13 protein-coding genes are annotated in these 13,243 nt (G+C 66.7%); 8 read left to right on the forward strand and 5 right to left on the reverse strand.

Features of this window, described 5'->3' with window-relative positions; translation table 11 throughout:
• Positions 1–19: 19 nt before the first annotated feature.
• The 5 genes from ACXDF8_RS02505 to ACXDF8_RS02525 all read right to left on the reverse strand — a co-directional run bounded on the left by ACXDF8_RS02505 (position 20) and on the right by ACXDF8_RS02525 (position 5,865).
• Positions 20–2,092 (reverse strand): PhoX family protein, encoded by a 2,073-nt coding sequence (locus ACXDF8_RS02505; RefSeq protein ID WP_457221648.1) that lies wholly within the window; start codon positions 2,090–2,092, stop codon positions 20–22.
• A 75-nt stretch (positions 2,093–2,167) separates the two neighbouring features.
• Complete coding sequence (locus ACXDF8_RS02510; protein ID WP_457221649.1) at positions 2,168–3,073, reverse strand: Rv0045c family esterase; 906 nt, start codon at positions 3,071–3,073, stop codon at positions 2,168–2,170.
• Positions 3,074–3,150: 77 nt separating this feature from the next.
• Positions 3,151–4,245, reverse strand: coding sequence for an inositol-3-phosphate synthase (locus ACXDF8_RS02515; protein ID WP_457221650.1), 1,095 nt, complete (start codon positions 4,243–4,245; stop codon positions 3,151–3,153).
• Positions 4,246–4,301: 56 nt separating this feature from the next.
• The gene (locus ACXDF8_RS02520; RefSeq protein WP_457221651.1) at positions 4,302–4,847 is read right to left on the reverse strand and encodes a PadR family transcriptional regulator; all 546 of its coding nucleotides are present in this window, start codon (positions 4,845–4,847) and stop codon (positions 4,302–4,304) included.
• A 163-nt stretch (positions 4,848–5,010) separates the two neighbouring features.
• Positions 5,011–5,865, reverse strand: a complete 855-nt coding sequence (locus ACXDF8_RS02525; protein WP_457221652.1) for a DUF1707 SHOCT-like domain-containing protein — start codon at positions 5,863–5,865, stop codon at positions 5,011–5,013.
• Between the two features lie 111 nt (positions 5,866–5,976).
• On the opposite strand from ACXDF8_RS02525, the gene ACXDF8_RS02530 reads away from it, so the two are divergent.
• From ACXDF8_RS02530 to rplI, 8 genes are all read left to right on the forward strand, one after another.
• Entirely contained in the window at positions 5,977–6,411 is a 435-nt protein-coding gene (locus tag ACXDF8_RS02530) for a DUF5318 domain-containing protein (RefSeq protein WP_457221653.1), read from the forward strand.
• Between the two features lie 169 nt (positions 6,412–6,580).
• Entirely contained in the window at positions 6,581–8,905 is a 2,325-nt protein-coding gene (locus ACXDF8_RS02535; RefSeq protein WP_457221714.1) for a transglycosylase domain-containing protein, read from the forward strand.
• Positions 8,906–8,982: 77 nt separating this feature from the next.
• Positions 8,983–10,626, forward strand: a complete 1,644-nt coding sequence (locus tag ACXDF8_RS02540; protein ID WP_457221715.1) for a glycosyltransferase family 87 protein — start codon at positions 8,983–8,985, stop codon at positions 10,624–10,626.
• Positions 10,595–11,233: a DJ-1/PfpI family protein gene (locus ACXDF8_RS02545; protein ID WP_457221654.1), complete on the forward strand. Its 639-nt coding sequence runs from the start codon at positions 10,595–10,597 to the stop codon at positions 11,231–11,233. Before ACXDF8_RS02540 ends, ACXDF8_RS02545 begins: the two co-directional genes overlap by 32 nt.
• A gap of 111 nt (positions 11,234–11,344) precedes the next feature.
• Complete coding sequence (gene rpsF, locus ACXDF8_RS02550; RefSeq protein ID WP_457221655.1) at positions 11,345–11,635, forward strand: 30S ribosomal protein S6; 291 nt, start codon at positions 11,345–11,347, stop codon at positions 11,633–11,635.
• A gap of 106 nt (positions 11,636–11,741) precedes the next feature.
• Entirely contained in the window at positions 11,742–12,254 is a 513-nt protein-coding gene (locus tag ACXDF8_RS02555; protein ID WP_457221656.1) for a single-stranded DNA-binding protein, read from the forward strand.
• A 59-nt stretch (positions 12,255–12,313) separates the two neighbouring features.
• Positions 12,314–12,577 carry a 30S ribosomal protein S18 gene (gene rpsR / locus ACXDF8_RS02560; RefSeq protein ID WP_078021645.1) on the forward strand — a complete coding sequence of 88 codons (264 nt, stop codon included), beginning with the start codon at positions 12,314–12,316 and terminating at the stop codon, positions 12,575–12,577.
• 19 nt (positions 12,578–12,596) lie between these two features.
• Entirely contained in the window at positions 12,597–13,055 is a 459-nt protein-coding gene (rplI, locus tag ACXDF8_RS02565; protein ID WP_457221657.1) for a 50S ribosomal protein L9, read from the forward strand.
• Positions 13,056–13,243: the final 188 nt, after the last annotated feature.

Consider the following 13,243-nt stretch of genomic DNA (forward strand, 5'->3'; position numbering starts at 1 on the left):
TCTAAAACGGTACGTCGTCTCAGACGCCGATGCTGCCGCCGGGTTTCCACACCGCGACTATCGACGGCCGGGCGGTGCCGTTGCCACCCTCTGGCCAGTTCGAAAGGGGATCGTCGATGCTGTTGTCGTCATGCTCGCCGGGGTGCTGGACGGACACGGTCACCAGGTCGTCAGCGACGATCGGTCCGCACGTCTCGGCTCCGATCGGCACCGTGAGGAACTGGCGCGTCTCGCCGCGGTGAGGCCCTTCCAGCGCGACGGCGAAGAGTCCGTCGTTGGAGTCCAAGGCGTTGCCGTCGGTGGCGATCCACAGATTGCCGTGTTTGTCGAAGGCCAGATTGTCCGGGCAGGAGATCGGGCTGACCTTCGACTTGTCGAAGCCCCCGTAGTAGGTGTCGGCCGCGGCGGGGTCCCCGCACACCAGCAGCAGATCCCAGGTGAATTGTGTGCCGGCGTGGTCGTCGGAGATCTCCAGGACTTGGCCGTTTTTGTTGTCGTTGCGGGGATTCGCGGCGTCGGGGGCGGCCTTGCCCGGGGCTCCACGTTCGTTGTTGTTGGTCAGGGCGACGTAGAGCTTGCCGCTGCGGGGGTTGGCTTCGAAATCCTCGGGTCGGTCCATCTTCGTCGCGCCGGCCTTGTCGGCGGCGAACCGGGTGAACACCGCGACCTCCTGGGGTGTCATGCCGGCGACCATGGAGTCGGCTTCGCCACCAGAACCGGAGCGCAACAACGGAATCCAGGTTCCCGAACCGCGGAACGCGCCATCGGCCGGCAACGTTCCCGATCCGTCGATCTGGTCGGCCGGAATGTCGGTGGACAGCTTGGCGACGTAGAGGGTGCCCTCGTCGAGAATGGTCATGTTGTGCGCCATGGCCGCAGCGTCGCGGCCGGGCAGCACCTTCTTGCTGGAGACGAATTTGTAGAGGTAGTCGAATCGCTCGTCATCACCGCTGTAGGCGACGACCGTTCCGTCGGTGGTGACGTAGACGGTTGCCGCTTCGTGTTTGAAGCGGCCCAGCGCGCTGTGTTTGACCGGTACCGACTGGGGATCCCAGGGATTGAGTTCGAGCACGTAGCCGAAGCGGTTGACCTCGTTAGGTGACTTAGTGGGATCGAAGCGAGGGTCGAACGTCTCCCAAAGCCGCTCGCTCGGCTTGATTTTGATGCCATAGCGCTTCCAGCGGTCAGCGTCGATGGGGGTCGGCGGCTGTGCTCCCTCTGCCGAGCCGAAGTAGGAGTTGAAGTTCTCCTCCCCGGAGAGCACGGTGCCCCACGGGGTGATGCCGCCCGAGCAGTTGTTGACGGTGCCGACGACGGTGCGCCCGCCTGCGTCGGCCGCGGTCTTGACGAAATCGCTTCCGGCTGCCGGTCCGACGAGGGTGAACGGCGAATCGGCGGTGATGCGGCGGTTGTAGCGGCCCATCACCGGCTCGAGACCCGCCGCAGTGCGCCGAACTTCGACGACAGTCAACCCGTGCGCGGCTACGGCGGTTTCGAATTGCTCACGGGTTGGTTGCTTTTCGTCGTAACCGGGGAACATGAACCGCTCGGTGGTGTACTCGTGGTTGACGACGAGAAGGAAGTGGCCGGGGGAGTCGTCGATCGGCAGCAGTCCGGCGAAGTCGTTGTTGAATCCGAACTGCTGGCGCTGGGCGGCGGCGGTCTGCTTGGTGACGTCGAATGCGGGTGCCCCGGGTAGCACGGGGTCGCCCCAGCTGATCACGACGGATTGTTGGTAGCCCTCGGGGACGATCACGGCGTCGTCGGTGTTGGGTGCGACGGCGGTGAAATCCATGCCGGGCGGCGGTCCTGACGGCGCCGACGAGGTCGAGGTCTGTGCTGTGGGCTTGGGGCCGTCCGAGCACGCCGCCAGCGCCGAGGACGCGCTGACTGCGAGCACCGCGAGGCCGGCGGCCTTCAGGGCCGATCGCCGTGACATCGCCTCGCGCACAAGATCGCCGAAGTACGCGTTGTCGCTGGTGTTCGGTGCCGGGTGCGCGCAGGCGTCACCGCAGCGGTAGCGGCAGGTGACCCGCTGCCGCGCGGAGCGTCCGTCGTGACTGATAAGCAGATTCAGTGGTACCAAGGCCATGCCGCGAAACTATGGCAGGCTGGGAATCAACCGGAGATCTGCTGGGAATCTACTGGTGAACAACTGGGAAACGGCTCAGTCGGCGAGGACGGTGCGCAGGATCTCGACCAGTGCGCGCGGCTGATCGCCCTGCACCGAGTGGCCGGAGTCCGGCACTACGACGACCTGTTGGAAACCCGGTGCGGTGCGGGCGAATTCGTCGGCGTCCTCGTCGTTGACAAAGAACGAATTGGCACCACGCACCAGCGTCGTCGGCATGTGTAACGCGGGCACGTCGCCCCATAGCCCCTCGAAGCCGTCACCGGTGCGGAAGCTGTCGTAACGCCATGTCCAGCTGCCGTCGTCGAGTTGTTTGGAGTTGTGGAAGACGCCGCGGCGCAGCGACTCTCGGCTTCGGGTCGGCGAGGCGGCGATAGTCACGTCCAGCATGGCCTGGAAGCTGGGGAACGTGCGGTCACCCCGGACCAGGGCGACGCTGCCCATCTGGGCCTTGGTCATCTGTTCGTGTCGTTCCGGCGCGGACGGGGTGACGTCGACCAGCACCAGCCTGCGCACCAGGTCGGGGGCGGCCGTCGCGAGCCGCAGAGCGGTCAGGCCGCCGAGTGACATCCCGACCACCAGGTCGGCGTCGGACGCCAGCTCGCGCACCACGGGTTCGACGGCGACGGCGTTGAGCTTGGGGCCGTAGTCGCCGTCTTCCCGCCACGCTGAGCGGCCGTGGCCGGGCAGGTCGACGGCCAGCGCCGGCACACCGAGTCCGAGGATGACGGTGTCCCAGGTGTGGGCGTTCTGGCCGCCGCCGTGCAGGAACACCGCCCGAACGGGGTCGCTGCCCCAGCGGATCGCGCTGATCGGTTCGCGTTCGATGCGTTCGACGGCCGGCAAAGGTCCGCTCACCCCGGCCTGCGCGGCGTTCTCGGGCAGTAGCGCGAATTCGTCGAGGCCGAGCAGTTCGTCGTCGGAGATGTGCGGGTCAGCCACGATGCTGACCCTACAACGCGATTTGGGCGCGCCCACCGCCGTTCACCGGCAGAAAACGCGCCCAAATCGTAGGCCGGTCAGCCCTCGATGAAGTCCTCGAGCTGCGCGCGCGCGATGTCGTCGGGCAGCTGCTTGGGCGGGCTCTTCATCAGGTATGCCGACGCGGCGACCACCGGTCCGCCGATGCCTCGGTCCTTGGCGATCTTGGCCGCGCGCACCGCGTCGATGATGACGCCGGCGGAGTTGGGGGAGTCCCACACCTCGAGCTTGTACTCCAGGTTCAGCGGTACGTCACCGAAGGCACGGCCCTCAAGGCGGACGTAGGCCCACTTGCGGTCGTCGAGCCAGCCGACATGGTCCGACGGGCCGATGTGGACGTCCTTGGTCTTGAACTCCTTCTGCAGGTTGCTCGTGACGGCCTGCGTCTTGGAGATTTTCTTGCTCTCCAGGCGCTCCCGCTCGAGCATGTTCAGGAAGTCCATGTTGCCGCCGACGTTGAGCTGCATGGTGCGGTCGAGCTGAACGCCGCGGTCCTCGAACAGCTTGGCCATCACGCGGTGGGTGATGGTGGCACCGACCTGGCTCTTGATGTCGTCACCGACGATCGGCACACCGGCGTCTTCGAACTTCTTGGCCCACACCGGATCCGAGGCGATGAACACCGGCAGCGCGTTGACGAACGCCACCCCGGCGTCGATTGCGCACTGGGCGTAGAACTTGTCGGCCTCCTCCGAGCCCACCGGCAGGTAGGACACCATGACGTCGACTTGAGCGTCCTTGAGGACCTTGACCACGTCGACGGCGCTTTCGTCGGAGAGTTCGATGGTGTCGGCGTAGTACTTGCCGATGCCGTCGAGCGTCGGGCCGCGCTGCACGGTCACGTTGGCCGGCGGCACGTCGGCGATCTTGATGGTGTTGTTCTCCGAAGCGAAGATGGCCTCGGACAGGTCGAAGCCGACCTTCTTGGCGTCGACGTCGAACGCGGCGACGAACTTGACGTCGCGGACGTGGTACGGACCGAGCTTGACGTGCATCAGACCGGGGACGGTGGCGTTGGCGTCGGCGTCCTTGTAGTACTGGACACCCTGGACCAGTGAGGATGCGCAGTTGCCGACGCCGACAATGGCGACGCGCACATCTGTCGAGGTTCCCGGCGCGGTGTGCTCAGTCATGGAACGTTCTCCTTACTCGTACTTCTTCTGGCTGTTCGGTTCTGCGGTGACCGGCGTCAGACCTGGTCGGGGTGGCTCTGGGCAACCCGTTCGGCGGCAATCAGCTCGTTGAGCCACTTGACTTCCCGCTCGCTGGACTCCAGGCCCAGCTGATGCAGTTGCCGGGTGTAGCGGTCGAAGGAAGTGCTCGCCCGTGCGATGGCCTCCCGCAGACCTTCGCGGCGTTCCTCCACCTGGCGACGGCGGCCTTCCAGAATCCGCATCCGGGCCTCGGCCGGGGTGCGGTTGAAGAACGCCAGATGCACACCGAATCCGTCGTCGGTGTAGTTCTGCGGACCGGTGTCGGCCACCAGCTCGGCGAAGCGCTGCCGGCCGGCATCGGTCAGTTGATACACCCGCCGGGCACGGCGCAACACCGTCGTTCCGGCAGGCGCGGCGTCTTCGGCGATCAACCCGTCGGCCTGCATTCGGCGTAGCGCCGGGTACAGCGAGCCATAGGAGAACGCACGGAAGGCCCCGAGCAGACCCGTCAGTCTCTTGCGCAGCTCGTAGCCGTGCATCGGGGACTCGAGGAGAAGACCCAGGATGGCAAGCTCCAACATCGGGTCACCTCCTTTGCTCGTCCGTTACGGTGCTTCGACACCTCGGGCAATAGTATCGCCCCGATATATATCGGCGCCAGCTGGATGCCATCGCCGCAGGTTGAAGCGCACTCCGGAGAAATTTGTCAGACCACAGTGACGGCCGACGGGGCGGGAAGCCGACTTAGGGGTAGTTGATCTGCTTGGTCGAGCCGTCGGGGTTGAGCTGGATGTAGCCGCTACCGAAGTCGCTGGAGACATAGATCGAAATCGACACCGCTTCCGGTGTGGTCGGATCTCGGCTCGGGTCGACGATCAGATAGGTGCTCTTGACATCGCCTGGCTTGATGTTGAGTGTCTCGGGCGCCCCCCGTAGGACGCCGACGACGGCTTTGGCGTCGAACTTGCTCAGGTCGACCACGCGCGCGTCGCTGCTGCTGGCGGAGGTGCTCGGGTCGTCCCAGCCGCCGCGATAGGTGTAGTTGAGTTCGCGGCGCCCGTCGTTGGGATCGGGGCGGCTCAGCGAGGCGTAGTCGGGGTAGATCACCAGCCGAAAGCCGGTGGTGTCGCCGAACTTCTTTTTCATCTGCTCCAGCAGACCGTTGATCCCGCCCAGCGAATGCAGCTGCCGAGGCGGGGTCAGCACCACCGGCGCCACCCCGTCGGACTTGGCGCCGGGGTCGGAGGTGAAGTTCAGCGGTGAAGGGGTGTTGCCGTAGAGGCCCCAGCCGATGCCGATGCCCAACAGCACCAGCACCGCGGCGACCGCCGCGCGGATGCCCCAGCCGGGCTGGGCGCCCGGCACGGACACCCGAGGCTTCTTCAGTGCGGCCAGCTGAACCGGTGCGTTGGCGGTCTGCAGATCCGAGACCAGGGCCCGCAGGTCGCCCAGCGTGCTGGCGGTGGTGGCCGCCTTAACCCGCTCCTGGTGTTCGGCCATGGACAGCTGCCCCTCCGACAATGCGGTGTCGAGGATCTGGCAGATGTCGTTGCGGTCGGTGTCCCTGGCGCGCGTGTTGGCCGTCTGCGATGTCGCCACGGCGATGATCGTAGGAGTTCGCGGCCCATGTCCGCAGACCAGCCGCACAATCGGGGGCACCACGAGTCGGTTGCGCGTCGGCGCTGGGATCACCGACGTACTCTGGTCATCGTGCGACTGCAGCGACAGGTGGTGGACTACGCCCTCCGGCGACGCTCCCTGCTGGCCGAGGTGTATTCCGGCCGCACGGGTGTCACCGAGGTGTGCGATGCCAATCCCTATCTGCTGCGCGCCGCCAAGTTTCACGGCAAGCCCAGCTCGGTGATGTGCCCGATCTGCCGCAAGGAGCCGCTGACCCTGGTGTCGTGGGTGTTCGGCGACCATCTCGGTGCGGTGTCGGGATCGGCGCGCACCGCCGAGGAGCTGGTGTTGCTGGCAACCAAGTTCGACGAGTTCTCCGTACATGTGGTGGAGGTATGCCGGACCTGCGAGTGGAACCACCTGGTCAAGTCCTATGTGCTCGGAGCGCCGCGGCCCACCAACGGGACTCGAGGACGCCGGGGCACCCAGACGGCGCGTTCCGGCGCGCGTACGGCCAGTGAATAGCGAAGGGCGTCACGACCGGCCTGCCACCGACATCCGCACGGGATCAGGGGCCGACGGTGCGTCCGAAGCGCCCGAGTCGCCGACCGCAAAGTTCCCGGTCGCCGGAAACAGCGAGCCCTCGACACCCGCGCGCAGCGCGCCCCGGCGCCAGGTTCCCCCCGACGACCGCCTGACGGCGATCATCGAGCCGGTCCGCGACGACACCATTCCGCTGCTGCGCGACCCGATCGACGTGGTCAAACGGGCCCTGGATGGGACACCGCCGCCCAAGCTGCCGCCTCCGCCGCCCCCGTCGGGCGGAGGCCCCGGGGGGCCGGGCGGCCCGGGTGGACCACCGCCGCGGCGGCCGACCTTCTCTCAGCAGATCAGCTGGAAGTGGGTGCGCCGGTCGCTGTACCTCGCGGCGGTGGTGCTCATAGTGCTGCCGCTGATGACCTTCGGGATGGCCTACCTGATCGTCGACGTGCCGCAGCCGGGTGACCTGCGCACCAACCAGGTGTCGACGATCCTGGCCAGCGACGGCTCGGAACTGGCCAAAATCGTTCCCCCCGAAGGCAACCGGGTCGACGTCAACATCGACCAGGTGCCGGTGCATGTCCGCAATGCGGTGATGGCTGCCGAGGACAGGGATTTCTACACCAATCCCGGGTTCTCGCTGTCGGGCTTTGCCCGCGCGATCAAGAACAACCTGGTCGGCGGCGATCTGCAGGGCGGGTCGACGATCACCCAGCAGTACGTCAAGAATGCGCTCGTCGGTGACGCGCGCTCGGGTATCGGCGGACTGGTCCGCAAGGCCAAGGAGCTCGTCATCTCCACCAAGATGTCGCGCGAATGGTCCAAAGACCAAGTGCTGCAGGCCTACCTGAACATCATCTACTTCGGTCGCGGTGCCTACGGCATCTCCGCGGCCAGCAAGGCCTACTTCAACAAGCCGGTCGAGCAGTTGACCGTCGCCGAGGGCGCATTGCTTGCTGCCGTCATTCAGCGCCCGTCGACCCTGGACCCCGCCGTCGACCCCGAGGGAGCGGCCCAGCGGTGGAATTGGGTGCTCGACGGCATGGTGTCGATGGGCGCACTGCCGAAGGAGGAACGCGCCCAACAAGTCTTCCCGCCGACGGTCCCGCCGGAGCTGGCCCGCTCGGAGAACGTCACCACCGGACCCAACGGTCTGATCGAGCGTCAGGTCACCAAGGAACTGCTCGATCTGTTCAACATCGACGAGCAGAGCCTGAACACCCAGGGGCTGCAGATCACCACCACCATCGACCCGCAGGCCCAGCAGGCCGCCGAGGACGCAGTGTCGAAGTACCTCGACGGTCAGATGCCGGACATGCGTTCGGCGGTGGTGTCCATCGACCCGAAGACCGGCGGGATCAAGGCGTACTACGGCGGGTCGGATGCCCAGGGCTACGACTTCGCGCAAGCGGGGTTGCCGACCGGTTCGTCGTTCAAGGTGTTCGCGTTGGTGGCTGCCCTCGAGCAGGGGATGGGCCTGGGCTACCAGGTCGACAGCTCCCCGGTGAACCTCAACGGGATCACCATCACCAACGTCGAGGGCGAGGGTTGCGGGGTGTGCAACATCGCCGAGGCGCTCAAGCGGTCACTGAACACCTCCTACTACCGGCTGATGCTCAAGCTCAAGAACGGCCCGGCCGACGTGGCGGACGCCGCCCACCGCGCCGGGGTCGCCGAGAGCTTCCCGGGGGTGTCGCACACGCTGTCCGAGGACGGTAAGGGCGGCCCGCCCAACAACGGTGTGGTGTTGGGCCAGTACCAGACCCGCGTCATCGACATGGCCTCGGCGTATGCCACGCTGGCCGACTCGGGGGTCTACCACAAGCCGCACTTCGTCCAGAAGGTCGTCAACTCCCGCGGCGAGGTGCTCTTCGATGCCAGCACCTCCGACAACAGCGGCGAGCAACGCATCCCGAAGGCGGTGGCCGACAACGTGACCGCCGCGATGCAGCCGATCGCCGGTTGGTCTAACGGGCACAATCTGGCCGGTGGCCGGGCGTCGGCGGCCAAGACCGGGACCGTGCAGCTCGGTGACACCGGCGCCAACCGCGACGCCTGGATGGTCGGCTACACGCCGTCGTTGGCGACGGCGGTGTGGGTGGGCACTACCGACGGCACGCAGCCGCTGGTGACCAAATGGGGCGGGCCGGTGTACGGCTCCGGGATCCCGTCCGACATCTGGAAGGCCACGATGGACGGTGCCCTGAAGGGCACTGACAACGAGTCGTTCCCCAAGCCGACCGAGGTCGGCGGTTACGCCGGGGTGCCGGCCGCGCCGCCGCCCCCGCCGCCGCCGCCCCCGCCGAGCGTGACGGTCATCCAGCCGAGTATCGAAGTGGCCCCGGGTATCACGATCCCGCTTGGACCGCCGACCACCATCACCGTGCCGCCGGAAGCGCCCGCGCCGGGAGCCCCGGAATCGCCGGCGCCGGTTGCGGGCGGTGATCCGAACGCGGTCGGTGCACCGCCACCGCCGTGACCGACGACGTCGACGCGGTCGCACCGCAGGATCTTTCGGCGTACCGGCCGGCCAGCGAGCCGGCCGGCGGACCGTATGTGGGGCAGGGCCGGCCCACCGTCTCGCCCCAGCCGCTGGCCGAGGATCTTCGCAGCGCTGACGACCGGGACATGCCCAGCCGCAACGACACTCTCGGCTCGGCGCTGTCGGAGGTCGTCGGCGGCCCGGTTGGCCGCCACGCCCTGATCGGCCGCAGCCGGGTGTTCACCCCGTTGCGGATCATGTTCATGATGGCGCTGGTGGTGCTGGCGCTGGGCTGGTCCACCAAGGCGCCGTGCCTGCAGACGGTCGGCACCGGGCCGCCTGACAAGCTGGTGGCCAACTGGCAGAACCAGCGCGCCTACTTTGAGTTGTGTTACTCCGACACCGTGCCGCTCTACGGCGCGGAGTTGTTGAGCCAGGGCCGTTTTCCGTACAAGTCGAGTTGGATCGAAACGGATTCCAGCGGTCGGCCGCAGGTCCGCTACGACGGCAGACCGGCGGTGCGCTACATGGAGTATCCGGTGTTGACCGGGGTCTACCAGTACGTGTCGATGGCGCTGGCGAAGACCTACACCGCGGTGGCCAAGGTGATGTCGCTGCCGGTGATCGCCGAGGTGGTGATGTTCTTCAATTTCGCCGCGCTGGGGCTGGCGTTGGCGTGGTTGACGACGGTGTGGGCGACGTCGTGGTTGGCGGGCCGGCGTGTCTGGGATGCCGCACTGGTGGCGGCCTCACCGGTGCTGGTGTTCCAGATCTTCACCAACTTCGACGCGCTGGCGACGGCTTTGGCGGTCGGTGGCCTGCTGGCGTGGGCACGTAAGAAGCCGGTGCTGGCCGGCGTTCTGATCGGGCTCGGGGTGGCGGCCAAGTTGTATCCGGCGCTGCTGTTGCTGCCGCTGGTGGTGCTGGCCATTCGCAGCGACCGGGTGCCCGACGCCGCGCGGACGGTGGTGGCCGCGGTGGCGGCGTGGTTCGTGGTCAACGTGCCGGTGATGGTGCTCTATCCGCGCGGCTGGTCGGAGTTCTTCCGGCTCAATTCGCGGCGCGGGGACGACATGGATTCGCTCTACAACGTGGTGAAGTCCTTCACCGGCTGGGACGGCTTCGATTCGAATCTGGGGTTCTGGCAGCCGCCGGTGGTGCTGAACACCGTCGTCACCATCCTGTTCGTATTGTGTTGCGCAGCAATTGTTTACATCGCTTTGACGGCGCCGCAGCGACCACGTGTGGCGCAGCTGGCGTTCTTGACGGTGGCCGCGTTCCTGTTGGTGAACAAGGTGTGGAGCCCGCAGTTCTCGCTGTGGTTGGTGCCGCTGGCGGTGCTCGCGCTGCCGCACCGGCGAATCCTGCTGGCGTGGATGACGATCGACATGCTGGTCTGGGTGCCGCGGATGTACTACCTCTACGGGGAGGGCAACAAGGGTTTGCCCGAGCAGTGGTTCACCGCGACGGTGCTGCTGCGCGACATCGCGGTGATGGCGCTGATGGCGTTGGTGGTGCGCCAGATCTATCGCCCGGAGCTGGACCTGGTGCGCTGGGAGGGCCGGGTGGACGACCCCGCGGGTGGGGTGTTCGACGGCGCCGAAGACGCTTTCCCGGCTCGCTTCCCGCGTTGGCTGCGACCGCGGGTCAACTCCCTGGCGAGCCCCGAGTCCGAGGAGGTGCCGGATGCAAGTCGCGATAGCACTGTTCCCGCGTAACACCGCGCTGGACGCCATCGGCCCCTATGAGGTGTTGCAGCGGATCCCGTCGATCGACATCGTCTTCGTCGGGCATCGGCGCGGTGAGGTGCGCAGTGACAACGGCATGTTGGGGCTGACCTGCGACGCCACCTTCGACGAGGTGACCAGCCCCGACGTTCTGGTGTTCCCGGGCGGGATCGGCACCCGTACCCTCGTCGGTGACGACGTGGTGCTCGACTGGGTGCGGCAGGTGCATCAGAACACCGTGTTCACCACCTCGGTGTGCACGGGCAGCCTGGTGCTCGCCGCGGCCGGACTGCTCAGCGGCCTGGAGGCCACCACCCACTGGCGGGCCACCGAGTTGCTGGAGTCGTTCGGCGCGGTCTACACCCCGCGGCGGGTGGTCGAGCACCTGCCACAGCGGATCATCACCGCCGCCGGGGTGTCCAGTGGTATCGATATGGCCTTGCGGCTGGTGGAGCTGCTCGTCGGGCGGGACGCGGCACAGGCCAGTCAGCTGATGATCGAGTACGACCCGCAGCCGCCGTTCGACGCCGGCGACCCGGCCACGGCGTCGGCGCAGACCCGCCGATTGGCGATGGAGTACTACACCCAGCGCAGCTGATTTCGCTGTTCAGGCCGCTGTCCGGTAACCTGGGCAGGTTGCCGACGCAGGCGACTCTCCTGCCACGGAACTACCGTGGCCGCTACGACCACAGGAGGTGATGAGGTTCCCATGCGTCCATACGAAATCATGGTCATCCTTGACCCCACTCTTGACGAGCGCACCGTTGCTCCGTCTCTGGATACGTTCTTGAACGTCGTCCGCACCGACGGCGGCACCGTCGACAAGGTGGACATCTGGGGCCGGCGCCGGCTGGCCTACGAGATCGCCAAGCACGCCGAAGGCATCTATGCCGTCGTCGACGTGAAGGCGACCCCGGCCACGGTGTCCGAGCTCGACCGTCAGCTCAACCTGAACGAGTCGGTGCTGCGCACCAAGGTGATGCGGACAGACAAGCACTGAGTCCGAGTCCGGACTCGCCAAGCAGCTGAGTGGATAACCTCGCCGCGCGTCGGAGCTGTTCCGTAGGCTTCGCGGTGAATCCACCCGCCTATGCCAGGAGGACCTTGTGGCCGGTGACACGACCATCACCGTCGTCGGAAATCTGACCGCCGACCCCGAACTGCGGTTCACTCCGTCCGGTGCGGCCGTCGCCAATTTCACGGTGGCGTCCACTCCGCGGATCTTCGACCGCCAGAGCTCGGAGTGGAAGGACGGCGAAGCGCTGTTCCTGCGCTGCAACATCTGGCGTGAGGCGGCCGAGAACGTGGCCGAAAGCCTCACCCGGGGGTCCCGCGTCATCGTGACCGGCCGGCTCAAGCAGCGGTCCTTCGAAACCCGCGAGGGCGAGAAGCGCACCGTTTATGAGGTCGAGGTCGAGGAGATCGGCCCATCCCTGCGCTACGCCACCGCCAAGGTCAACAAGGCCTCGCGCAGTGGCGGCGGTGGTGGCGGCTTCGGCGGCGGCGGAGGCGGCGGGGGCTCTCGCCCACCAGCGGCCAGCGAGCCCACCGAGGACCCGTGGGGCAGTGCCCCGGCATCGGGCTCCTTCGGTGGCAGCGACGACGAACCGCCCTTCTGACAACCAAACAAAACCTTTGCGCGCCATCGGCGCGCTGTATGACAAAGAGAGATTGATCCATGGCCAAGTCCTCCACGAAGCGGCGCCCGGCTCCTGAGAAGCCGGTCAAGACCCGCAAGTGCGTGTTCTGCTCCAAGAAAGGCAAGGGGCAGAACATCGATTACAAAGACACCGCGCTCCTGCGCACCTACATCAGCGAGCGCGGCAAGATCCGTGCTCGTCGGGTGACCGGAAACTGCGTGCAGCACCAGCGCGACATCGCCATCGCCGTCAAGAACGCGCGCGAGGTTGCCCTGCTGCCGTTCACCTCGTCGGCCCGGTAAAGAAACGGAAGTATCGAGAATGAAGCTGATCCTGACCGCCGAGGTGGACCACCTCGGTGACCCCGGTGACACCGTCGAAGTCAAGGACGGATACGGACGCAACTACCTGTTGCCTCGCGGCTTGGCCATCGTCGCCTCCCGTGGCGCCCAGAAGCAGGCCGAGGAAATCCGCCGCGCCCGCGAGGTCAAGACCATTCGTGACCGCGAGCACGCCGACGAGCTGAAGGCCGCTATCGCGGCGCTGGGTCCGATCACGCTGCCGGTGAAGGCCGCCGCTGATTCGGGCAAGCTGTTCGGTTCGGTGACCGCCGGCGACATCGTCGCGGCGATCAAGAAGGCGGGCGGTCCGAGCCTGGACAAGCGCACCGTCGACCTGCCGAAGGCGCACATCAAGGCGACCGGCACCCACACCGTCGGCGTGCACCTGCATTCCGGGGTGAACGTGGACGTCACGCTGGACGTCGTCGCCCAGAGTTAGCCCCAGCGTCTTCTTCCCCGGGTGGCGGCCATCGACGGCTGCCCCCGGGGAATTGCTGTATTTCCTGGCGAACTCTTTCCGACGTCGTCGCCACAGCTAATCTAACCGGCCGTTAACCTTGCGCATAACCTCCCGCAACACAACACGCCCGGGACCGCAACCTGGCCCGACACGCCGGTGAACTTACC

It is taken from the genome of Mycolicibacterium sp. CBM1, assembly GCF_054073305.1.